Annotated in this window: 22 protein-coding genes; 17 read left to right on the forward strand and 5 right to left on the reverse strand. The window is 70.2% G+C overall.

Annotated features, from left to right (window positions below; translation table 11 throughout):
* Positions 1-5 precede the first annotated feature (5 nt).
* Positions 6-2,117, forward strand: a complete 2,112-nt coding sequence (locus ACFVV1_RS30905; RefSeq protein WP_389996038.1) for an MMPL family transporter — start codon at positions 6-8, stop codon at positions 2,115-2,117.
* On the opposite strand, the gene ACFVV1_RS30910 is transcribed toward ACFVV1_RS30905, so the two are convergent.
* A complete protein-coding gene (locus ACFVV1_RS30910) occupies positions 2,104-2,397 on the reverse strand; it encodes a hypothetical protein (RefSeq protein WP_389995945.1) in 294 nt (97 codons plus the stop codon). The two genes, ACFVV1_RS30905 and ACFVV1_RS30910, sit on opposite strands and share 14 nt — an antisense overlap.
* 378 nt (positions 2,398-2,775) lie before the next feature.
* On the opposite strand from ACFVV1_RS30910, the gene ACFVV1_RS30915 reads away from it, so the two are divergent.
* Positions 2,776-3,222 (forward strand): VOC family protein, encoded by a 447-nt coding sequence (locus ACFVV1_RS30915; RefSeq protein ID WP_389996041.1) that lies wholly within the window; start codon positions 2,776-2,778, stop codon positions 3,220-3,222.
* Here the strand turns inward: ACFVV1_RS30915 and ACFVV1_RS30920 are convergent.
* Positions 3,159-3,902: a DUF6597 domain-containing transcriptional factor gene (locus ACFVV1_RS30920; RefSeq protein ID WP_389995948.1), complete on the reverse strand. Its 744-nt coding sequence runs from the start codon at positions 3,900-3,902 to the stop codon at positions 3,159-3,161. The two genes, ACFVV1_RS30915 and ACFVV1_RS30920, sit on opposite strands and share 64 nt — an antisense overlap.
* Before the next feature lie 76 nt (positions 3,903-3,978).
* Positions 3,979-5,190: a YihY/virulence factor BrkB family protein gene (locus tag ACFVV1_RS30925; protein ID WP_389995950.1), complete on the reverse strand. Its 1,212-nt coding sequence runs from the start codon at positions 5,188-5,190 to the stop codon at positions 3,979-3,981.
* 17 nt (positions 5,191-5,207) lie between these two features.
* Here ACFVV1_RS30925 and ACFVV1_RS30930 point away from each other — a divergent pair, with 17 nt between their 5' ends.
* The 14 genes from ACFVV1_RS30930 to ACFVV1_RS30995 all read left to right on the forward strand — a co-directional run bounded on the left by ACFVV1_RS30930 (position 5,208) and on the right by ACFVV1_RS30995 (position 18,653).
* A complete protein-coding gene (locus ACFVV1_RS30930) occupies positions 5,208-6,845 on the forward strand; it encodes an acyl-CoA dehydrogenase family protein (RefSeq protein ID WP_389995952.1) in 1,638 nt (545 codons plus the stop codon).
* Positions 6,846-7,096: 251 nt separating this feature from the next.
* Positions 7,097-8,374, forward strand: a complete 1,278-nt coding sequence (locus ACFVV1_RS30935; protein WP_389995955.1) for a GAF domain-containing protein — start codon at positions 7,097-7,099, stop codon at positions 8,372-8,374.
* A gap of 91 nt (positions 8,375-8,465) precedes the next feature.
* A complete protein-coding gene (locus ACFVV1_RS30940) occupies positions 8,466-9,059 on the forward strand; it encodes a GNAT family N-acetyltransferase (protein ID WP_389995957.1) in 594 nt (197 codons plus the stop codon).
* Between the two features lie 178 nt (positions 9,060-9,237).
* Positions 9,238-9,321: a putative leader peptide gene (locus ACFVV1_RS30945; RefSeq protein WP_317864749.1), complete on the forward strand. Its 84-nt coding sequence runs from the start codon at positions 9,238-9,240 to the stop codon at positions 9,319-9,321.
* A gap of 114 nt (positions 9,322-9,435) precedes the next feature.
* Positions 9,436-11,133, forward strand: a complete 1,698-nt coding sequence (locus ACFVV1_RS30950; protein ID WP_389995960.1) for a nitrite/sulfite reductase — start codon at positions 9,436-9,438, stop codon at positions 11,131-11,133.
* Entirely contained in the window at positions 11,130-11,309 is a 180-nt protein-coding gene (locus tag ACFVV1_RS30955; RefSeq protein ID WP_266749480.1) for a hypothetical protein, read from the forward strand. The genes ACFVV1_RS30950 and ACFVV1_RS30955 overlap by 4 nt, the downstream gene beginning before the upstream one ends.
* Positions 11,306-12,007 carry a phosphoadenylyl-sulfate reductase gene (locus ACFVV1_RS30960; RefSeq protein WP_389995964.1) on the forward strand — a complete coding sequence of 234 codons (702 nt, stop codon included), beginning with the start codon at positions 11,306-11,308 and terminating at the stop codon, positions 12,005-12,007. The genes ACFVV1_RS30955 and ACFVV1_RS30960 overlap by 4 nt, the downstream gene beginning before the upstream one ends.
* A 23-nt stretch (positions 12,008-12,030) precedes the next feature.
* On the forward strand, positions 12,031-12,576 hold the full coding sequence (cysC, locus tag ACFVV1_RS30965) for an adenylyl-sulfate kinase (protein WP_389995966.1): 546 nt from the start codon (positions 12,031-12,033) through the stop codon (positions 12,574-12,576).
* Positions 12,573-13,508: a sulfate adenylyltransferase subunit CysD gene (cysD, locus tag ACFVV1_RS30970; protein WP_389995969.1), complete on the forward strand. Its 936-nt coding sequence runs from the start codon at positions 12,573-12,575 to the stop codon at positions 13,506-13,508. Before cysC ends, cysD begins: the two co-directional genes overlap by 4 nt.
* Before the next feature lies 1 nt (position 13,509).
* Complete coding sequence (locus tag ACFVV1_RS30975; RefSeq protein ID WP_389995972.1) at positions 13,510-14,853, forward strand: sulfate adenylyltransferase subunit 1; 1,344 nt, start codon at positions 13,510-13,512, stop codon at positions 14,851-14,853.
* A gap of 235 nt (positions 14,854-15,088) precedes the next feature.
* Positions 15,089-16,204, forward strand: coding sequence for an aliphatic sulfonate ABC transporter substrate-binding protein (locus ACFVV1_RS30980; protein WP_389995975.1), 1,116 nt, complete (start codon positions 15,089-15,091; stop codon positions 16,202-16,204).
* 34 nt (positions 16,205-16,238) lie between these two features.
* Positions 16,239-17,027: an ABC transporter ATP-binding protein gene (locus tag ACFVV1_RS30985; RefSeq protein WP_389995978.1), complete on the forward strand. Its 789-nt coding sequence runs from the start codon at positions 16,239-16,241 to the stop codon at positions 17,025-17,027.
* Positions 17,014-17,892: an ABC transporter permease gene (locus ACFVV1_RS30990; protein ID WP_389995980.1), complete on the forward strand. Its 879-nt coding sequence runs from the start codon at positions 17,014-17,016 to the stop codon at positions 17,890-17,892. Before ACFVV1_RS30985 ends, ACFVV1_RS30990 begins: the two co-directional genes overlap by 14 nt.
* 8 nt (positions 17,893-17,900) lie before the next feature.
* The gene (locus ACFVV1_RS30995; protein ID WP_389995983.1) at positions 17,901-18,653 is read left to right on the forward strand and encodes a sirohydrochlorin chelatase; all 753 of its coding nucleotides are present in this window, start codon (positions 17,901-17,903) and stop codon (positions 18,651-18,653) included.
* Between the two features lie 27 nt (positions 18,654-18,680).
* On the opposite strand, the gene ACFVV1_RS31000 is transcribed toward ACFVV1_RS30995, so the two are convergent.
* Both ACFVV1_RS31000 and ACFVV1_RS31005 read right to left on the reverse strand, forming a co-directional pair.
* The gene (locus ACFVV1_RS31000) at positions 18,681-19,313 is read right to left on the reverse strand and encodes a DsbA family protein (RefSeq protein WP_389995986.1); all 633 of its coding nucleotides are present in this window, start codon (positions 19,311-19,313) and stop codon (positions 18,681-18,683) included.
* A gap of 68 nt (positions 19,314-19,381) precedes the next feature.
* Positions 19,382-19,963, reverse strand: coding sequence for a TIGR03086 family metal-binding protein (locus tag ACFVV1_RS31005; protein ID WP_389995988.1), 582 nt, complete (start codon positions 19,961-19,963; stop codon positions 19,382-19,384).
* 303 nt (positions 19,964-20,266) lie between these two features.
* On the opposite strand from ACFVV1_RS31005, the gene ACFVV1_RS31010 reads away from it, so the two are divergent.
* On the forward strand, positions 20,267-21,136 hold the full coding sequence (locus ACFVV1_RS31010; RefSeq protein ID WP_389995991.1) for an aldo/keto reductase: 870 nt from the start codon (positions 20,267-20,269) through the stop codon (positions 21,134-21,136).
* Positions 21,137-21,196 lie beyond the last annotated feature (60 nt).

The raw sequence follows: 21,196 nt of genomic DNA on the forward strand, positions 1-21,196 counted from the left end.
TCCACATCGTGCGAAAATTGGCGTCATTGCCCAGTGGCAGAGTGGCGAAATGGGTCGTCCTCGCCCTCTGGATAGCCCTGCTGGTCCCGGCCCTCATGCTGGCCGGCAAGCTCGGCGACGTTGAGGAAAACGACAATTCGGCCTGGCTCCCCAGTAACGCGGAGTCGACCAAGGTCGTCGACCGAGCCGAGAAGTTCCAGTCTGCCGATACCCTGCCCGCGATTGTGATCTACGACCGGCCCGAGGGCATCACCCCTGCCGACATGGCCAAGGCCCGAGCCGACGCCGAAGCCTTCAAGGGCATCGAAAACGTCGTGGGGCAGCCACAGGGCCCGTTGAAGGCCCAGGACGGCAAGGCCATCCAGACCGTGGTCCAGGTTCACAAGGACAAGGCGGGCTGGGAAGGGATCGGCAAGGTCGTCGACGCGATGGCCGAGGTCGGCGAAGAGAACGCGGGCGGTCTCGGGTTCCACGTCACCGGACCGGCCGGTTACGCATCCGACTCGATCAAGGCCTTCAGTGGAGGAGGCGGCCTGACAACGATCACCGCGTTGGTGGTGGTCGTGATCCTGCTGCTCACCTACCGCAGCCCGTTGCTGCCACTGCTGCCACTGCTGACCGTGGGCGTCGCCCTGGTCACGTCGGAAGCGGTGATCTACCTGCTGGCGAAGAACGCGGGACTCACCGTCAACAAGCAGACCAGCTTTATCCTGACCGTGCTGGTGTTCGGCGCCGCCACCGACTACGCACTCCTGCTCATCTCGCGATACCGGGAGGAGTTGGGGCGGCACGAGGACCGGCACGAGGCGATGGCGGAGGCCCTGCACCGCTCCAGTCCCGCGATCATCGCCAGCGCCGCAACCGTCGCGGTCAGCCTGATGCTGCTGATGCTGGCCACCCTCAACTCCACCAAGGGGCTCGGACCGGCCTGTGCCGTGGGCATCCTCGTCGGGCTGCTCGCCATGGTCACCCTGATGCCGGCCCTGCTGGTCATCTGCGGCCGCTGGATCTTCTGGCCGGTGAAGCCGTCGTACGGATCGGTCGTGGCGACCGACGAGGGCCTCTGGACCCGGATCGGCACCGCCGTCTCCGGCCGACCGCGGATCGTGTGGACCGGCACCGCGCTCGTCCTCGGCGTCATGGCGATCGGGGTGTTCGGGCTCAAGGCCGACGGGCTCTCCGCCCAGGACCAGTTCACCGACAAGCCGCAGATGGCCGTCGGCGAGGAGATCCAGTCCAGGCACTTCCCGGCCGGGTCGGGCGACCCCATCTACGTCGTGGCCAGGGCCGCCTCGGCGGAGCAGGTGAAGACCGCGCTGTCCGGCGTCCCAGGAGTCGCTGACGTCTCGGCGCCGAGGGTCAAGGATGGTGAGGCCATCATGCTCGGGGAGCTCAAGGACGATCCCAGCAGCACGGCCGCGATGCGCACCGTCGAGCGGGTCAGAACCGCGGTCCACAGGATCGAGGGGGCGGATGCCCGAGTCGGCGGCAACACGGCGATCGCTCTCGACGCGCAAGAAGCGGCCGCCCGTGACTCCAAGGTGATCATCCCCATCGTGCTGGTCGTGGTGTTCCTGATCCTCACGCTGCTGCTGCGGGCGATCGTCGCACCACTGCTGCTCATGGCGACGGTGGTGCTGTCGTTCGGAGCGGCCCTCGGCGTGAGCAGTCTGATGTTCAACCACGTGTTCCACTTCGCCGGGGCGGAAGCCTCCTTCCCGCTTCTGACGTTCGTGTTCCTGGTCGCCCTGGGCATCGACTACAACATCTTCCTGGTCACCCGGGTGCGCGAAGTGACACTGCTGCACGGCACCCGGCGCGGCGCACTGATGGGTCTGTCCACCACCGGGGGTGTGATCACCTCGGCGGGTCTGGTGCTGGCCGGTACCTTCGCGGCTATGGCCTCGCTGCCGCTGGTGTTCGCGGCGGAGCTCGGGTTCGCGGTGGCGTTCGGCGTGCTGCTGGACACCATGATCGTCCGCTCGGTGCTGGTCACCGCGCTGACCCTGGACGTGGGTCGGTGGATGTGGTGGCCCAGCAAACTGTTCAGGCATCACGACGCCCCCCAGCCGCCGGCGGGCGAGCCCGACCTCGAACCCGCCCTCAGGGGCATGTGACAACCTTCCCCCACGGGCCTTCTGGCGCAGGCCGGGAGGCCCGGTAGGGATGACATGCGGACACGACCCCGTTCTTGGTCAAGGTTTCGAGAACCTTGATCATCAGGGGGTTGGTCCGGCGCAGGCTGAGGCAGGCCTCCCCGAGGGCGGCCAGGCAGCCGATTCCGGCGACGGCGTACCCGACGGTGATCCAGTGCGAGGCGGTGAACCGGCCGAGCAGCCACTCGGTGGACTCGTCCGCCTGCGCGTCCCCCGCCTCGACGGCGTCCTGCCGGCCCACGGCGAACGCGGCACCGGCGAGGGCGACGGCGACGCCCCCGCGGCCCGGTGCAGGAAACGCCCGGCCATGAACGACAGCAGCACGACCGCGGCGATGCCCATGAGCGGCGCGCCGCCGGCCAGGTCATCGGTGCCGCAGCTGCCCTCGTCGTCGCAGCTCCACATCACGCGCGACACCTCGGCCGAGCTGACGTGGAACAGCAGCCACACCTGCCACGCCATCAGCGCGCAGGCCACCGCCGGCGGCGCCTGCGCGAGAATTCTTCCCGGTCCCATCTCCTCGATCCCCTCGTCCCCTTCGTTCCTCCTGGCCGAACCCCCTGGTTGTCACCGGAAATCCAAGCCACCCGCCCCGACGCCCCCGCAGCCGGGCGAGGGCATGACCGATTCGTACAAGACCCGTGGCGCGTGTCCGTTCTACGTTCGGACCATGACTCCACGACTCGACGCGATCGGCATCACGACCGCGGATCTGACCGCATCGCTCGCCTTCTACCGCCGGCTCGGGCTCGACATCCCGGCCGAGGCGGATTCCGCACCCCATGTCGAAGTGACCCTGCCGGGCGGGCAGCGCCTCATGTGGGACACCGAGGACGTCATCCGCTCCTACGACCCCGAGTGGTCCGGTGCGCGGGGCGGCGACCGGGTCGGGCTCGCGTTCCGCTGCGACGGTCCGGCGGAGGTGGACGCGGTGTACGACGATCTGACCGGCGCCGGGTACCGGGGCCATCTGAAGCCGTGGGACGCCACGTGGGGGCAGCGCTACGCGGTGGTCCTCGACCCGGACGGCTGCGCGGTGTCGCTGTTCGCCAACGCCTCGCAGTAGGCGGTCAGCGTCGTACCGGCCAGTTCGCGCATCTCCCGCGCGAGATGCGCCTGGTCGGTGCAGCCCGCCGCGAGCGCCGCCTCGGCGTACGGCGTTCCGGACCGTACGAGAGCGAGCGCGCGCCGCAGCCGCAGGATCCGGGCCAGGGTCTTGGGCCCGTACCCGAAGGCCGCCAGGGAACGGCGGTGCAGTTGGCGGGCGCCGAGACCGGCCGTGTGCGCGGTGTCGGCGACGGACCGGCCCCGCGCCAGCTGCACGGCGACGGACCGCATCAGCGGGTCCGCCGACCCGGTCTCGGCCGCCCGCCGCAGTGCCACGGACTCCAGGGCTGCGGCGGGGTCGGCGGCGTCGGCGATGCGCTCGGCGAGTACCCGCACCTGGGCGGCCGGCCACAGATCGGCGAGCTCGACCCGCTGGTCACGCAGTTCGTCCGCCGGTATACCGAGGAGCGCCGGGGCGGTGCCGGGGGCGAACCGGATGCCGGTGAACCGCCCGCCGGTCGCCCCGGCGGGCTCGTACGCACGGGTGTCGGGCCCGGCGACGAGCAGCCGGCCGTCGGTCCAGAGCAGGTCCATGCAGCCGTCGGGCAGTACCGGCCGGACAGGCCCCTCGGGCACCTGCCGGGTCCAGACGATCGCCCCGCCGAACCGGGACTCGCGCTCCTCGTAGGTGTCGCCCATGGCTCCACGCTAACGGCCTCCCCCACGGCCGGGAGCCCACTCCCTGTCGTGAGGGAGGCCGTAAGGGCTGTCCCCGCTACGAACGGGACTCCCGGGGCCCCTTCCTCTCCTGCTCCGCCTCCTTGGCCGGGTCCTTGGCGATGTCCTTCTCGCCCCTCGGCTGCAGCCTGGACTTCACATCGTCCGGCGGCAGGAACCTCGACCACCGCTCCGGGAACTCGGACGGCATGTAGGGACTCTCGCCGACGTCGTCATCGTCGTCGTCATCGCCGTAGTCCTCGTCCCCGTCCCGGCTCTCCGCCTGCGCCCGCGCGACGAGCTCCGCGGCCTGGGCCGCCCGTACCCGCTCGTTCGCCGCACGCGCCGCGGCTGTCGCCAGCGAGGGCCACACCCGGTCGATGGCGGCATTGACCGCAGCGCCCACCAGCACCGCGAACGCGGAGATGCCTATCCACAGCAGGACGGCGATCGGGGCCGCCAACGAGCCGTAGATCGTCGGCCCCTCGACCGTACTGGTGAGGTAGATCCGCAGCAGAAAACTGCCGAGCACCCACATCGCGAGCGCCACCAGCGCACCGGGGACGTCCTCGATCCACGGCGAACGGACCGGTACGGACACGTGGTAGAGCGTCGTCAGGAACGCGATCGACAGCAGGATCACCAGCGGCCAGTACAGAACGCTTATGAGCTCGGTGCCCCACGGGATGAACTCCACGACCCGGTCCGGGCCGACCACGAGCAGCGGCAGCACCACGGCGCCGAGCAGCAGCGCGATCACGTACAGCAGGAAGGAGAGCAGCCGCGTCTTGACGATGCCGCGCTGGCCGTCGAGGCCGTACATCACCGTAATCGTGTCGATGAAGACGTTGACCGCGCGGGAGCCGGACCAGAGCGCGATCGCGAAGCCGATGGAGATGACATCGGGCCGGGCGCCGGTGGTGACGTCCGCGAGGAGCGGTTTGGCGAAGTCGTTCACGCCCCGCTGGCTGAGCACCGTCTGGGCGGCGTTGAGGATGTTGCGCTCGATGGAGGCGACCGTGGTGGTGTCGGTCCACGCGTCGACGTATCCGAGCAGCCCGATCAGGCCGAGCAGCAGCGGAGGCAGGGACAGCAGGGTGAAGAACGCCGCCTCGGCCGCGAGTCCCAGAATGCGGTACTCCATGCACGAGTTGACGGTGTCCTTGAGCAACTGCCAGACCATCTGCCGCTTGGATACGTTGCGGTAGAGGACCCTGGCCCGGTGGAGCCGCCCCGATGGCCGCTCGGGTGTTTCATTTGCTGCCTGCACATCCTTACCGTATCGGCATGGCAGCCACCACCCACACCGTGTTCAACCAGGTACCGCCGCTGGTCGGCTACGACGCCTTCGGCGCCGACCTCGCGCTCACCGAGGCGGTACGACGTCACATGTCACCCGAACTGCTCGCCGAGGCCCGGGGCGGGCTCAGTGAGCTGGGCAAGGCCGCGGGCTCCGCACAGGCGCAGGCGTGGGGGGCGCAGGCGAACGAGAATCCGCCGGTGCTGCGTACCCACGACCGGTACGGGAATCGCATCGACGAGGTGGAGTTCCACCCGGCCTGGCACCGGCTGCTGGGGCATGCGGTCGCCGCGGGTCTGACCGACGCCTGGGGCAGGCCCGGCGGTCATGTGCGGCGGGCGGCCGGCTTCCTGGTGTGGACGCAGGCCGAGGCGGGGCACGGCTGCCCGCTGTCGATGACGCACGCGGCGGTGCCCGCGTTGCGGACCGATCCGGCGCTGGCCGCCGAGTGGGAGCCGCTGCTGACCTCGACGGTGTACGAGCAGGGGCTGCGGCCCGCCGCGCGGAAGGCCGGTGTGCTCTTCGGGATGGGCATGACGGAGAAGCAGGGCGGCACCGACGTACGGTCCAACACGACGCGGGCCGAGCCGCTGTCCGCGTCGGGCGAGTATCTCCTCACCGGGCACAAGTGGTTCTGTTCGGCACCGATGTCCGACGGCTTCCTGGTGCTGGCGCAGGCGCCCGGCGGCCTGACGTGTTTTCTGCTGCCCCGGGTGCTGCCCGACGGCACCCGCAACCCGTTCGCGATCCAGCGGCTGAAGGACAAGCTGGGCAACCGGTCCAACGCGTCGAGCGAGGTCGAGTTCGACGGGACGTGGGCGCGCCGGGTCGGCGAGGAAGGGCGCGGGGTGCGCACCATCATCGAGATGGTGGCGGCGACGCGGCTGGACTGCGTGGTCGGTTCGGCGGCGCTGATGCGGCAGGCGGTGGCGCAGGCGATCCACCACTGCACCTACCGCAGCGTGTTCGGCGGGGTGCTGGTCGAGAAGCCGCTGATGCGTAATGTGCTGGCCGATCTGGCGCTGGAGTCGGAGGCGGCGACGGTGCTGGCGCTGCGGCTGGCCGCGGCGTACGACACTGACACGGAGAGCGAGCGGGCCTTCCTGCGGATCGCTGTGCCGACGGCGAAGTACTGGGTGACGAAGCGGTGCGCGCCGATGGTGGGCGAGGCGCTGGAGTGTCTCGGCGGCAACGGCTACGTCGAGGAGTCCGGGATGCCGCGGCTGCTGCGGGAGGCTCCGCTCAACTCGATCTGGGAGGGCTCGGGGAACGTACAGGCGCTGGATGTGCTGCGGGCGCTGCAGCGCGAGCCGATGGTGCTGAACGCGTTCCTCCAGGAGATCGGCAGGGCGCGCGGCGCCGATCACCGGCTGGACAGGGCGGTCAAGGACATGCTGACGGAATTCGCGGATCTGACCGGAATCGAGGCGCGGGCACGCAGGCTGGTCGAGCGGATGGCACTCGTGTTGCAGGGTTCGCTGCTGGTGCGCTGGGCACCGCCGGAGGTCGCCGACGCGTTCTGCGCGTCACGGCTGGGCGGGGACTGGGGCACGGCGTTCGGGACGCTGCCGCACAGCCTCGCTCTGGCATCGGTGGTGGAACGGGCACGGCCCGTCGAGCGTTAGGGCCTAGCGACAGAGGGTGGTGCTGCGCCGACACGGCACCACCCTCCATGCTGTGCACATCGTGCGGCGGAGCACAGGCTCCGCCGCACGGTGTTCCGTCACTCTCATACAGACCCGTACCCCCTCGCCAGAGTTGCAAGGGGTTGCAACTCTTGTGTGGAATGTGCGCTGTCGGCCCCCTGGCAACGGGCAGGATGGGCCTGCGGGCCCACGGGCCTTCGCGTCGGCTCCGGCATCTGGGGGGAACGAGAGTGGAGACAAGCGCCGCCGAGACGCATTCGGCCGTCCCGCAGTCCGTCCAGGCCCGGCGTCTGATCCACCGGGCCCGGGAGGCCAGGCTCGCGGGCGAGCGTCCACCGGTCGCCCCGCGGGCGGCGATCAGCGCCTCGTGGGACCGGGTGCTGCGCTGCGGTGTCGATCCGGACCAGTCCACCGAGAGTGTGCTGCTGGAAATGGACGAGATCGAGCACCGGCGCCGGACTTCGGCGCTGAGCGCGGTGATGCCGCTGCTGAGCGAGTCCCTGGTCACGCTCGCGGACACCGCGCAGCAGATCGTGGTGGTCACCGATGTGGAGGGCCGGGTGCTGTGGCGCCAGGGCAATACGGGGGTGCTGCGCCGGGCGGACGACATCTGTCTGGCGGAGGGCGCGGCCTGGGCGGAGGCGAGCACGGGGACGAACGCGATCGGTACGGCGCTCGCCTCGCGCACCCCGGTCCAGGTCCATTCGTCGGAGCACTTCGTGCGCAGTCTGCACAGCTGGACGTGCGCGGCGGCCCCGGTCCGTGATCCGCGGGACGGGCGGCTGATGGGCATCGTCGACATCAGCGGTCCGGCGTCCACGTTCCATCCGACCTCGCTCGCCCTGGTCGGCTCGGTCGCCAGGCTGGCCGAGAGCGAGATCCGCAACCGGCATCTGCAGGCGATCGACCGGCTGCGTTCGGTGGCGGCGCCGCTGCTGTGCCGGCTGGGCGGCCGGGCCCTGGCGGTGGACACGCACGGCTGGCTCGCCGCGGTGACCGGGATTCCGCCCGTCGACCGGCTGCCGCTGCCCAAGTCGTTGCAGCCGGGCCGGGTATGGCTGCCGTCGCTCGGTATGTGCCAGGTCGAGCCGCTGCACGGCGGCTGGCTGGTGCGGGTCACCGACGCTCCCGCGGACGAGCCGCAGCGGAGGGTGGTGCTGGATCTGAGCCGGCCGCGCGGTCTCATGGTCAATGTGGTGGGTGCGGTGGGTACGTGGACGCAACGGCTCTCGCCGCGCCATGCGGAGCTGCTGTTCGCCCTGGCGCTGCACAGCGAGGGGCGTACAGCGTCGGAGCTGGCGCAGGACATCTTCGGCGACGCGACCCGGACGGTGACGGTGCGGGCGGAGATCTCGCGGATTCGCCGCCATCTCGCGGAGGTTCTGGCACACCGCCCGTACCGCTTCGGCGAGGGGGTCGAGGTGGAGGTGATCCACCCGGATCACCCGGCCGATCTGCTGCCGCGCTCGACGGCTCCGGTGGTGGTCGGGGCGCGTAAGGCCTCATAGGGCCTCCCTTTCGCCGCTTGCGGTCGGTGCCGTCGTCCGGGCCGTGGGACCGGCTTGGGTCCGGGCCGCGCGGCGTGATTCCCTGGCGGTCATGAGCAACCCCGCGCGCACCGCCGACACCACCGCCGAGGTGACCATCTGGTCCCTGGAACAGACCTCCCCCGACGATCTGCGCCCCGCCGCCGTCCCGGAAAGTGATGTACGGATCGTCCGGTCCGAGGTGCCGCTGCCCGAGTTCAGCCGGTTCCTGTACACGGCGGTCGGCGGCGACATCCAGTGGACGGACCGGCTCACGATGACGTACGCGCAGTGGCAGGAGGCCCTGGACCGGCCCGGGGCGGAGACCTGGGTGGCGTACGCGAACGGGACCCCGGCCGGATACATCGAGCTGGACCCGCAGGACGACGGCGTGGTCGAGGTCATGTACTTCGGGCTGATACCCGCCTTCCGGGGGCGCCGCATCGGCGGCCATCTGCTCTCGTACGGGGTCGCCCGCGCCTGGGACCTGGCGGAGCGCTGGCCGGAGCGGACGCCGACGAAGCGGGTGTGGCTGCACACCTGCTCCAAGGACGGTCCGCACGCCATGGACAACTATCTGCGGCGCGGCTTCCGGCTCTTCGACACGAAGGCGGAGCGGGAGCCCGAGGTGGCGACGCCCGGGCCGTGGCCGGGGGCGAAGCGGTAGTACGCGGGCAACGGGGCTGCGGCTTCCGGCGACAGGTGGGGTGATCGCGGCCATTACGGGCGGCCCGGCCCGCCCGGATCGGGTGACAGGCACCACACCGTCTCGCATGACGGGACACTCTCGTCCACATCATGGATAGTGGTGGACTGCTCAGAGATTCGCGTGCCACGCTTCCGTCATGCCTGGAACTGGAATTGCCTTGGTGAGTCGACGCCACGTCGACCTCGGCCGCGTGTCCAGCGCCATCTGTCCGGCGAGCTGAGAGTCCCAGCACCGCCGCGATCCCCTTTTCTCCGCCCACCCTGCGCACCGCCGCGCCTCAGCGCGAGTGTGCAGTTCAGAGCCGCCCTCCTGCAGTCCCGAAGGACGTACTGTCATGGCCGCTACCCCGGAACAGCCTGCGCCCGTCACGCCCCGCCGCAAGGCCGGACGCCACCGTGGCGAAGGCCAGTGGGCCGTGGGGCACCACACTCCGCTCAACGGCAATGAGCAGTTCAAGAAGGACGACGACGGTCTCAATGTGCGGACACGCATTGAGACGATCTACGCCAAGCGCGGTTTCGACTCGATCGACCCCAACGACCTTCGTGGGCGCATGCGTTGGTGGGGTCTGTACACCCAGCGCAAGCCCGGCATCGACGGCGGCAAGACCGCGGTCCTGGAGCCGGAGGAACTGGACGACAAGTACTTCATGCTGCGGGTCCGGATCGACGGCGGCCGGCTGACCACCGCGCAGCTGCGGGTCATCGGCGAGGTCTCGCAGGAGTACGCGCGCGGTACCGCGGACATCACCGACCGGCAGAACATCCAGCTGCACTGGATCCGCATCGAGGACGTCCCGGCGATCTGGGAGAAGCTGGAGGCCGTCGGGCTCTCCACCACCGAGGCCTGCGGCGACTGCCCCCGCGTGATCATCGGCTCCCCCGTGGCGGGGATCGCCGCCGACGAGATCGTCGACGGCACACCCGCCGTCGACGAGATCCACGACCGCTACATCGGCAACAAGGAATTCTCCAACCTGCCGCGCAAGTTCAAGACCGCGATCTCGGGCTCGCCGGTGCAGGACGTGGTGCACGAGATCAACGACATCGCGTTCGTCGGCGTGGTCCACCCCGAGCACGGTCCGGGTTTCGACGTCTGGGTCGGTGGCGGTCTCTCCACCAATCCGCGGCTCGCCGAGCGGCTCGGTGCCTGGGTGCCGCTCGACGAGGTTCCGGACGTCTGGGCCTCAGTCGTCGGCATCTTCCGCGACTACGGGTACCGGCGGCTGCGCAACCGCGCCCGGCTGAAGTTCCTGATGGCCGACTGGGGCCCCGCCAAGTTCCGCCAGGTGCTGGAGGACGAGTACCTGAAGCGTCCGCTGGTCGACGGGCCCGCACCCGAGCAGCCCAGCAGCCGCTGGCGCGACCACGTGGGTGTGCACCAGCAGCAGGACGGCCGTTTCTACGTCGGTTTCGCCCCCCGGGTCGGCCGCGTGGACGGCTCCACACTCGCCAAGATCGCCGAGCTGGCCGCCTCGCACGGCTCGGACCGGCTGCGTACCACCGTCGAGCAGAAGATGCTCATCCTCGACGTGGCGCAGGACCAGGTGGACTCCCTGGTCGCCGGACTGGAGGCGCTCGACTTCCAGGTGAAGCCGTCGCCGTTCCGCCGCGGCACGATGGCCTGCACCGGCATCGAGTTCTGCAAGCTGGCGATCGTCGAGACGAAGGCGCGCGGCGCCTCGCTCATCGACGAACTGGAGCGCCGCCTGCCGGACTTCGACGAGCCGCTCACCATCAACCTCAACGGCTGCCCCAATGCCTGCGCCCGTATCCAGACCGCCGACATCGGCCTCAAGGGCCAGCTCGTGCTGGACGACGACGGCAATCAGGTCGAGGGCTACCAGGTCCACCTGGGCGGCGCCCTGGGTCTGGAGGCCGGGTTCGGCCGCAAGGTCCGTGGCCTGAAGGTCACTTCGGCCGAGCTGCCCGACTACGTCGAGCGGGTCCTGGGCCGCTTCCAGGAGGAGCGCGAGGACGGCGAGCGGTTCGCGACGTGGGCGGCGCGGGCCAGTGCGGAGTCGCTGTCATGAGCGAACGCGCCGCACCGTTCCACTGCCCCTACTGCGGCGACGAGGATCTGCGCCCGCACGAGACCGGCCACGGCGCCTGGGAATGTGCTTCCTGCAACCGCGCGTTCCAGCTCAAGTTCCTGGGTCTGCTGACCCGGGGACTGCAGCGCAACGACGTCGAACGGGACGGGATATGACGGACACTCCGCAGGCCGGTGACCTCAAGAGCCTGGCCGAACGCGCGGGCCGGGAGCTGGAGAACGCCTCCCCGCTGGACATCCTGAAGTGGGCCGCCGACACCTTCGGCAAGCGGTTCTGCGTCACCTCGTCCATGGAGGACGCGGTCGTCGCCCACCTCGCCTCGCGCGCCTTTCCCGGCGTCGACGTGGTCTTCCTCGACACCGGCTACCACTTCCCCGAGACGATCGGGACCCGCGACGCGGTCGAAGCGGTGATGGACGTCCACGTCATCACGCTCACCCCGCGGCAGACCGTGGCCGAGCAGGACGCCGCGTACGGGCCGAAGCTGCACGACCGCGACCCCGACCTGTGCTGCAAGCTGCGGAAGGTCGAGCCCCTCGAGGAGGGCCTGACGTCGTACGCGGCCTGGGCGACCGGGCTGCGCCGCGACGAGTCCCCGACCCGGGCGAACACCCCGGTCGTCGGCTGGGACGAGAAGCGGCAGAAGGTCAAGATCTCGCCGATCGCCCGCTGGACCCAGGACGACGTCGACGCGTACGTCGCGGAGCACGGCGTCCTCACCAACCCGCTGCTGATGGACGGCTACGCCTCCGTCGGCTGCGCGCCCTGCACCCGCCGGGTGCTGGAGGGCGAGGACGCACGCGCCGGACGCTGGGCCGGCCGGGGCAAGACCGAGTGCGGGCTGCACGACTGATGACGACTGATCAGGAGACTTCGATGAGCGTGACGGAGACGGGTGCCACCATCTGGCTGACCGGTCTGCCGAGCGCGGGCAAGACCACCATCGCGTACGAACTGGCCGGCCGGCTGCGCGGCGAGGGCCACCGCGTGGAGGTCCTCGACGGCGACGAGATCCGCGAGTTCCTCTCCGCCGGGCTCGGCTTCTCCCGCGAGGACCGCCACACGAACGTCCAGCGGATCGGCTTCGTCGCCGAACTCCTGGCCGCCAACGGCGTGAAGGTGCTGGTTCCGGTCATCGCCCCGTACGCGGACAGCCGTGACGCCGTACGCAAGCGCCATCAGGCGGAGGGCACCGCGTATCTGGAGGTGCACGTCGCGACCCCGGTCGAGGTGTGCTCCGTACGCGATGTGAAGGGCCTCTACGCCAAGCAGGCGGCGGGCGAGATCAGCGGGCTCACCGGGGTCGACGACCCGTACGAGGCGCCCGAGTCGCCGGACCTGCGGATCGAGTCGCACCGACAGACCGTGCAGGAGTCCGCGGCGGAGCTGTATGCGCTGCTGAACGAGAGGGGTGCAGCGTGACGACCGTCGCGGCTGTGTCGGAAGGCACCGGCAATCCGTACGCACTCAGCCACCTGGACTCCCTGGAGTCGGAGGCCGTGCACATCTTCCGTGAGGTGGCGGGTGAGTTCGAGCGGCCGGTGATCCTGTTCTCCGGTGGCAAGGACTCGATCGTGATGCTGCATCTGGCGCTCAAGGCGTTCGCGCCGGCGCCGGTGCCGTTCACACTGCTGCACGTCGACACCGGGCACAACTTCCCCGAGGTGCTGGAGTACCGCGACCGCACGGTGGCCCGGCACGGGCTGCGGCTCCATGTCGCCTCCGTGCAGGAGTACATCGACGCCGGGAAGCTCCGCGAGCGCCCGGACGGCACCCGCAACCCGCTGCAGACCGTGCCGCTGACCGAGGCGATCCAGCAGCACCGCTTCGACGCCGTGTTCGGTGGCGGGCGCCGCGACGAGGAGAAGGCACGCGCCAAGGAGCGGGTCTTCTCGCTGCGCGACGAGTTCTCCCAGTGGGACCCGCGCCGCCAGCGCCCCGAACTGTGGCAGCTCTACAACGGCCGGCACGCCCCCGGTGAGCACGTCCGGGTCTTCCCGATCTCCAACTGGACCGAGCTGGACGTCTGGCAGTACATCGACCGCGAGGGAATCGAGCTCCCGGAGATCTACTTCGCCCATGAGCGCGAGGTCTTCAACCGCTCCGGCATGTGGCTGACCGCGGGCGACTGGGGTGGCCCCAAGGAGGGCGAGCGGGTCGAGACCCGGCAGGTCCGCTACCGCACGGTCGGCGACATGTCGTGCACCGGCGCCGTCGACTCCGACGCCACGACGCTGGACGCCGTGATCACCGAGATCGCCGCCTCCCGGCTCACCGAACGGGGCGCGACGCGCGCCGACGACAAGATGTCCGAGGCCGCGATGGAAGACCGCAAGCGCGAGGGGTACTTCTAAGATGACCGCACTCACCCAGCACCCGGAGCAGTTGTCGACCACCAACCTGCTGCGGTTCGCCACCGCGGGCTCCGTCGACGACGGCAAGTCCACCCTCGTGGGACGTCTGCTGCACGACTCCAAGTCCGTCCTCACCGACCAGCTGGAGGCCGTCGAGCACGCCTCGCGCCGCCGGGGCCAGGAGGCGCCCGATCTGGCGCTGCTGACCGACGGACTGCGGGCCGAGCGTGAGCAGGGCATCACCATCGATGTCGCCTACCGCTACTTCGCGACGCCGCGCCGCCGGTTCATCCTGGCCGACACCCCGGGGCATGTGCAGTACACCCGGAACATGGTGACGGGCGCCTCGACCGCCGAGCTGGCCGTCGTCCTGGTCGACGCCCGCAACGGCGTCGTCGAGCAGACCCGCCGCCACGCCGCCGTCGCCGCGCTGCTCCGCGTCCCGCACGTGGTGCTGGCCGTCAACAAGATGGACCTCGTCGACTACGCGGAGCCCGTCTTCGCCGCCATCGCCGAGGAGTTCACCGCATACGCGGCGTCCCTGGGCGTACCTGAGATCACCGCGATCCCGATCTCCGCACTGGCCGGTGACAACGTCGTGGAGCCGTCCGCCAACATGGACTGGTACGGCGGCCCCACCGTTCTGGAACACCTGGAGACGGTGCCGGTCAGCCATGACCTCACCGCCTGCCACGCCCGCTTCCCCGTCCAGTACGTCATCCGCCCGCAGACCGCCGAGCACCCCGACTACCGCGGCTACGCGGGACAGATCGCGGCCGGTGCGTTCCGCGTCGGCGAGGCCGTCACCGTCCTGCCCTCGGGCCGTACGTCGACGGTCACCGCGATCGACGCGCTCGGCGAGAGCGTGGACATCGCCTGGGCACCCCAGTCCGTGACGATCCGGCTCGCGGACGACATCGACATCTCCCGCGGCGACCTCCTCGCACCCACCGACGACGCACCCGCGGTCACCCGGGATGTCGAGGCGACCGTCTGCCACGTCGCCGACCAGCCGCTCACCGTCGGCCAGCGGGTGCTGCTCAAGCACACCACCCGCACGGTCAAGGCGATCGTCAAGGACATCCCGTCGCGCCTCACGCTGGACGACCTCTCCCAGCACCCGGCCCCCGGCCGGCTCGTCGCCAATGACATCGGCCGGGTCGTCGTCCGTACCGCGCAGCCGCTCGCGCTCGACGCGTACGCGGATTCCCGCCGCACCGGCTCCTTCCTGCTGATCGACCCGGCGGACGGCACCACGCTGACGGCCGGCATGGCCGGTGCCTCGTTCGCCGCCGTGGCCAAGACCGCAGCCGACGCGGCCGACGACGCCGAGTGGGACTTCTGATGACCATCGACATCTACTCCACGTTCGCGAAGGAGGGCGGCCGCGTCGGCAGCGGCGCCCTCGGCAGCGGCCAGGGCGGGGTCGCGCGATGTGCGCGATGACGTACGCGCACTGCCTGCGCGCCCACCCGTACCAACCGCACCGCCAGTTCAGACGAAGACCTGCCGACTTCCCGGCCGTGTCCCCTTAAGTTCCGAGGGGCGCGAGCACCGGGCCGACGAGAGGAAAGCCTCCCGTGCCTGCCCCCCGTACCACGCTGCGCCGCAGCCTCGCCGCTGCCGCCGCCCTGCCGCTGCTCGCCGTCGCGCTCACCGCCTGCGGCTACGGCTCCGAGGCGAAGGACGACGGCTCCAAGAAGTCGAACGTCGCCGCCGACGCGAAGAAGCTCTCCGCGGACACCGTACGGATCGGGTACTTCCCGAACCTCACGCACGCCACCGCCCTGGTCGGTGACCAGGAGGGCCTCTTCCAGAAGGAGCTCGGCGGCACCCAGCTGAAGACCTCGCAGTTCAACGCGGGGCCGTCCGAGATCGAGGCGCTGAACGCCAACTCGATCGACATCGGCTTCATCGGCCCGTCGCCCTCCATCAACGGCTACACGAAGTCCAAGGGCAAGAACCTGCGGATCATCGGCGGTTCGGCCTCCGGCGGTGTGAAGCTGGTCGTCGACCCGAAGAAGATCAAGACCCTGGACGACCTCAGGGGCAAGAAGATCGCCACCCCGCAGCTCGGCAACACCCAGGACGTGGCCTTCCTCAACTGGATTTCCGAGAAGGGCTGGAAGGTCGACGCGCAGAGCGGCAAGGGCGACGTCTCCGTGGTCCGTACGGACAACAAGGTGACCCCGGACGCCTACAAGTCCGGTTCCATCGACGGCGCCTGGGTCCCCGAGCCCACCGCGTCCAAGCTGGTCGCCGAGGGAGCCGAGGAGCTGCTCGACGAGTCGACGCTGTGGCCGGACGACAAGTTCGTGATCACGAACATCATCGTGTCGCAGAAGTTCCTCAAGGAGCACCCGGACGTCGTGGAGGCGGTGCTGCGCGGCTCGGTGAAGACCAACGCGTGGATCAACGCCAACCCGGACAAGGCGAAGGCCTCCGCCAACGCGGCGCTGACGAAGCTGACCGGCAAGGCGCTGCCCGCCGAGATCATCGACCCGGCGTGGAAGTCGATCCAGATCACCGACGACCCGCTGGCGGCCACGCTCGACGCGCAGGCCCGGCACGCGGTGAAGGCGGGCCTTCTGGAGAAGCCGGACCTCAAGGGCATCTACGACCTGAAGCCGCTGAACAAGATCCTCGAGGCCGCGGGCAGGCCCGAGGTGGCCGACGCCGGTCTCGGCGTCAAGTAAGCACCCGTTCGCAGACTCCCAGGAGGTGACGACCATGGCGACCACTCTCACCAAGGCCGAGGACCGTGTCTCGGTCGGGCACGCCGCTCGTATCGCACATGTCTCGAAGTCCTTCGGCGCACCGACGGGGCAGCAGCTCGTCCTGGACGACATCACGCTCGATGTCGCACCGGGCGAGTTCGTCACCCTCCTGGGAGCCTCCGGGTGCGGAAAGTCGACGCTGCTGAACCTGGTGGCCGGGCTCGACCGCCCGACCGCGGGATCCATCGAGACCCCCGGCGGGCGGCCGGCCCTGATGTTCCAGGAGCACGCCCTGTTCCCGTGGCTGACCGCGGGCAAGAACATCGAACTCGCGCTGCGCCTGCGCGGCGTACCCAAGTCGCAGCGCCGCACGGAGGCCGAGCGGCTGCTGGAACTCGTACGGCTGGGCGGGGCGTACGGGAAACGGGTGCATGAGCTCTCGGGCGGCATGCGGCAGCGGGTGGCCATGGCCCGGTCCCTCGCCCAGGACAGTCAACTACTGCTGATGGACGAGCCGTTCGCCGCGCTCGATGCCATCACCCGGGACGTGCTGCATGACGAGCTGACCCGGATCTGGCGCGAGACGAGGGTCTCGGTCCTCTTCGTCACGCACAACGTGCGCGAGGCGGTACGGCTCGCCGAGCGCGTCGTCCTGCTCTCGTCCCGGCCCGGCCGGATCGCGCGCGAGTGGACGGTCGACATCGATCAGCCGCGCCGTATCGAGGACACCGCTGTGGCGGAACTTTCCCTTGAGATCACCGAACAGCTGCGTGGGGAGATCCGCCGTCATGGCCAGCACTGACACCAAGCCCGACGATCTGGCCGGGCTGGAGGCCGGGCTCGACGCGCTGGACGCCGTGCAGGTGCGCCGCACCCCCGTGCGCGAGGTGCTGCTCCGCAAGGTACTGCCGCCGGTGCTCGCGGTGGCGCTGGTGGTCGTCGTCTGGCAGTTGCTCGTCGAGGCCCGGGTCACCGACGACTACAAGCTGCCCTCACCGGGTGCGGTGTGGAACAGCGCGGCCGACATGTGGCTGCAGGGGACGCTCCTGGACGTCGTCTGGACCAGCATCTCGCGCGGTCTGCTCGGCTTCCTGCTGGCCGTGGCCATCGGTACGCCGCTGGGTCTGCTGGTCGCCCGGGTGAAACTCGTACGGGCGGCGATCGGCCCGATCCTGTCCGGGCTGCAGTCCCTGCCGTCGGTGGCCTGGGTGGCGCCCGCGGTGATCTGGCTCGGGCTGAACGACAAGATGATGTACGCGGTGATCCTGCTGGGCGCCGTCCCCTCGGTCGCCAACGGGCTGGTCTCCGGCGTCGACCAGGTGCCGCCGCTGTTCCTCAGGGCGGGCCGCACGCTCGGCGCGACCGGGCTGCGCGGGACCTGGCACATCGTGCTGCCGGCCGCGTTGCCCGGCTATCTGGCCGGTCTCAAGCAGGGCTGGGCGTTCTCCTGGCGCTCGCTGATGGCCGCCGAGATCATCGCGTCCTCCCCCGACCTCGGGCTCGGGCTCGGACAGTTGCTGGAGAACGGCCGCAACAACGCCGACATGCCCGGCATCTTCCTGGCCATCATCCTGATCCTCTTCGTCGGCATCGCGATCGACCTGCTGATCTTCAGTCCGCTGGAGCGGCGGGTGCTGCGCAGCCGCGGTCTCCTCGTCAAGAACTGAGCCACGCCATGTCCGCCCCGGTCCTCCTCGTCATCGCCCACGGCAGCCGCGACCCGCGGCACGCGGCGACCGTGCACGCGCTCACCGCGCGGGTGCGGTCGCTGCGGCCGGGGCTGCGCGTGGAGACCGGCTTCCTGGACTTCAACGCACCGTCGGTGCCGAGGGTGTTGGAGCGGCTGGCCGCACAGGGAGCGGGGGACGTCATCGCGCTCCCCCTCCTCCTGACCCGGGCCTTCCACGCCAAGTCCGACATCCCGACGGTGCTGCACGAGGCCCGGACCAGGCTGCCTCGGATGCGCATCCGGCAGGCCGAGGTGCTCGGCCCGTCACCCCTGCTGAACTCGGCACTGGAACGACGGCTGCACGAAGCCGGGATCCGTCCCGGTGACCGCGGCTCGACCGGGCTCGTCCTGGCCTCGGCGGGCTCCACAGACCCGGAGGCGATCGCAGTGATCGCTGAAATCGCGCGGGAGCTGCGGCACACCGGTTGGTGTTCCGTGCGGCCTGCGTTCGCCTCCGCATCCCTCCCCCGCACCGAGGACGCCGTACGGACCCTGCGCGCCGAGGGCGTACGGCGGGTGGCGGTGGCCCCCTATGTCATCGCACCCGGCCGGCTCCCGGACCGTATCGCCGCGGGAGCGGCCGGGGCGGACGTGCTGGCCGATGTCCTCGGCGCGTCACCGGAGCTGGCACGGCTGCTGCTGACCCGGTACGACGAGGCCCGTGTCCCGCGCGCCCGGCCGGCCTCGCTCACCGCGTAGAGCCCGGCGCGTAGCGGCCGCCGTTCATCAGCCCACGTCCAGGCTGCCCGTGCGGGTCCGCTTGAGTTCGAAGAGGTCCGGATTCCCGGCAAGTACGCGGAAGCTGTCGAAGACCCGCGCCGCCTCCTCGCCACGCGGTACGGCCCGCAGGACCGGCCCGAACCAGACCGAACCGTCGACATGGACCGTGGGCGTACCGACGTAGGCGTCCGCCTCCGGATCCTTGCCGGCGTCGTGGCTGCGCCGCAGTGCCTCGTCGTACGTCTCACAGTGCGCGGCGGCACCCAGCGCGGCGGGCAGACCGAGCTCCGCGAGGGATTCGGCGATCACTTCGTCGAAGTCCTCGTTCTTCTGCTGGTGGATGCGGCTGCCCATCGCGGTGTAGAGATCGCGGAGCACAGCATCACCGTGGTGGGCAGCCGCCGCGACCGCGACCCGCACCGGGCCGATCGACTTGTCGACCAGTTCCCGGTACCAGTCGGGGAGTTCATTGCCGATGTTGTGCAGGTAGAGGCTCATGACGTGGAAGCGGAGCTCGATGTCGCGCTGCTGCTCCACCTCCAGCATCCAGCGGGAGGTGATCCAGGCGAACGGGCAGGCCGGATCGAAGTAGAAGTCGACGGCGGTCCTGCCCGTGTCCGGGGTGCGGTGAGTGGTCATGCGTCGAGCCTAACCAGGTAGTGGCGTACCGCCCCGGGCCATTCACCGTCCGGTCAACTGGGCCACTTTCAGGCCCTGGCCCAGTGCGGGTCGCGTCCGCTGTGGGCCAGCGCCCGTTCGAGCGGCGACGCCGATCCGGGCACCGTCACCTCGTCGGCGAAGCCGTCGTACTGCCGGTAGAGCGCGGCGTTGCCGTCGACGACGTCGAGGACATAGGTGGCCGCGGCGTCGGAGAGCCGGAGCTCCTCGCCGACGGCGCGGGCCACGTCCCAGGTGTGCAGCGCCGTCTCCTCGATGAGCATCGCGGCTGTCTCGGAAGCGGGTGTCGTGGAATTCCCGAGGTCGACCTCGCCCTCCCAGACCGCCGGGTCCGACCAGGCGGCGACGGCCCGGTCCAGTTGCGCCGCGTACTGCTGCGCCCAGTCGGCGTCGGCGGTGAAGTCGCGGGTGGTGAGCTCCTCGGGAAGATCCTCGCGCAGGGCGCGGCGCTCCAGGCCGTGGGAGGTGTAGAGCACCCAGTGGTTGATGAGTTCGCGCAGGTCCCAGTCGCCACAGGGCGTGGGCAGTTCGAGCTGATCGGTGGTGATGGAACGGGCGATGCGGGCCGCTTCGCCGGCGACTTCGGTCATGTGAGCGTGCTCGTTCTTCATACGTCCCAGACTAGGACGGGCCACTGACAACGGCATTGAAGAAAGGCGACGCCGGCCGGACCCGCCGCTTCAGGTGGCGGCGTCGACGAGGGCGGCGTCACATCCGGCTCGACCGGGGCGAGCAGCTTGGGCTTCTCCACGTCGGTGGCGGTCGGACAAGCCATCTCGGACCCTCAGCGCGGCACAACTACTGGGCCAATACCTTGTTTTGGCGAACATGGGCACGATTGAGCGAACTGCGTGGCGATCAGTGGCAGTGCCCGACCAAGTGTCTGATCAACGAGGGGCACTAGTGTTCCCGTCATGTCTTTCACGTCACAGCCGCTCGGCGGTGTGTTCCTGCTCGGTGGCGAGCTGCCCGTACGTCGTCTCGGTTACGGCACCGCCCAGCTGACCGGCGCCGGATACTGGGGTCCGCGCGGGGAGCGGCAGGAGGCCGTGGCCGTGCTGCGGGCGGCCGTCGAGCAAGGGGTCACGCTCATCGACACCGCCGACAACTACGGCCCCGGGCTGGCCGAGGAGCTGGTCGCCGAGGCCCTTCACCCGTATCGCGACGATCTGGTCATCGCGACCAAGGGCGGTGTGGTGCGGACCAGCGACAGCGCCTGGCACGTCGCGGGCCGTCCCGAGCAGCTGCGGGCGATGTGCGAGGCCAGTCTGCGACGGCTGCGGACGGACCGGATCGATCTCTACCAGTTGCACCGGCTGGACCCGGACGTGCCGATGGCCGACCAGCTGGGGGCTCTGGAGGCGCTGAGACAGGAAGGCAAGATCCGGTACATCGGTCTGGACACCCTCACCGCCGACCAGCTGGAGCAGGCTCTCTCCCTGACCGCGATCGCCTCGGTGCAGAACCGCTTCAATCTCCTCGACCGTTCGTCGGACGCGGTGCTGAGACTTTGCGAGACCCATGGCCTCGCCTTCCTGCCCTGGTTCCCGCTGGCGAACGGCGCCCTGACCGGTGAGTCCGCCGCGGCGCTCGCCGGTGTCGCCGACCGGCACGGTGCCACCCGCGGGCAGATCGCCCTCGCCTGGCTGCTGCACCGCTCCCCCGTGCTGTGCCCGACCCCGGGCACCGGTTCGCCCGGCCATCTCGCGGAGAACCTGGGGGCGCGGGAGATCCGGCTGTCCGCCGAGGACATGAGCCGCCTGGAGGCGCTCGCACCCGTATGAGTGCACCGACCGGGGCGGCGACTGCTTCGGGCATCCGGTGCGGATCTCCTGTACGGACGG

This window comes from Streptomyces sp. NPDC058092, assembly GCF_042884935.1.
In the GTDB taxonomy this organism is placed as follows: Bacteria; Actinomycetota; Actinomycetes; order Streptomycetales; family Streptomycetaceae; genus Streptomyces.